This window comes from Prevotella sp. MGM1 (assembly GCF_002933775.1).
In the GTDB taxonomy this organism is placed as follows: domain Bacteria; phylum Bacteroidota; class Bacteroidia; order Bacteroidales; family Bacteroidaceae; genus Prevotella.
In genome coordinates this window covers 1-933 of the sequence record NZ_BEWV01000085.1, presented here as the reverse complement: position 1 = coordinate 933, position 933 = coordinate 1, and the positions used below count along the sequence as shown (strand labels likewise).

Sequence of the window (933 nt, the reverse complement as noted above, 5' to 3'; positions counted from 1 at the left end):
GCCACATTATACTCTTGATACTCTCTCCCGCCCACCGGAAAAATCCGCTGACCCCAAACTTTCTATGGCTCCTCACCCGGTAATGCACTACCCCATGCTGTCTACATTGTTCTTTTTTATAAATAATGCTGACAAAATAAAGGTTGTGAGAACACCACCTTTATTTTGTCAGCAACCATCATCAATAAAAAAACTTATGGCCGCCTGTCATTAGCGGTACGCCACTCTTGCGATGTAAGCCTCAGGAAATGCTCAGTGCGGGTATCACCGAGAAGCGAAGGCTTGCCATACTCCGTGTGATGATACCTGAAACCGCACTTCTCGGCCACACGACGCGATTGGGCATTACCGTCATAATGTCCAATCCACACTGCCGACAAGGCGAAATATCCGAAACACCGTTCAACAAGCGCCCCGACGGCTTCGGGAATAAGACCTTGCCCCCAATAAGGCCTGCCTATCCAATATCCGATTTCAGCCTCGTTTTTTCTTGTTTCCGATGAATGTGTTCCGTCGGCAAACACCAAACCGCAACATCCTACCGGCTCGCCGGTGGCTTTCAACACTACGGCATAAGTCTCGGGAGCGGCAAACACGGTGCGGATTATCTCAGCACTGTCTTCCACCGATGTATGCGGCGGCCATCCGGCGGCAGGCCCCACAGCCGTGTCCTTGGCATACTTGAACAACGAATCCGCATCGCTCTCTTGCCAAGGGCGTAATATTAATCTTGATGTTTCCATACTGTTATAATGGCATTAACATTCGACCGGTATTCATTCTCCGCATGGACACTCAACGATGCGACACATAATAAGACGTCAACATACCGGCCACGCGCTCTACCGTCCGCTTCGCATCATATTATTCCTTTGCGGGAAACAGCGCGCAAAAGCCCTGCCTGTTGAACCGGTAGTACATCTCTATGCGCTC

Annotated in this window: 2 protein-coding genes; one reads left to right on the top strand and one right to left on the bottom strand. The window is 50.3% G+C overall.

Translation table 11 applies throughout. The features are described from left to right. The coding region (locus MoGM_RS13275; RefSeq protein WP_233210135.1) for a hypothetical protein at positions 1 to 214 on the top strand (214 nt) is incomplete at its 5' end. On the opposite strand, the gene MoGM_RS02545 is transcribed toward MoGM_RS13275, so the two are convergent. Continuing rightward, on the bottom strand, positions 195 to 743 hold the full coding sequence (locus MoGM_RS02545) for a GNAT family N-acetyltransferase (protein ID WP_104368636.1): 549 nt from the start codon (positions 741 to 743) through the stop codon (positions 195 to 197). The genes MoGM_RS13275 and MoGM_RS02545 overlap by 20 nt on opposite strands. Positions 744 to 933 lie beyond the last annotated feature (190 nt).

Excerpts from the sequence above, each read along its gene's own strand:
- MoGM_RS02545 (WP_104368636.1), bottom strand. The coding sequence starts at position 743 with ATGGAAACATCAAGATTAATATTACGCCCTTGGCAAGAGAGCGATGCG.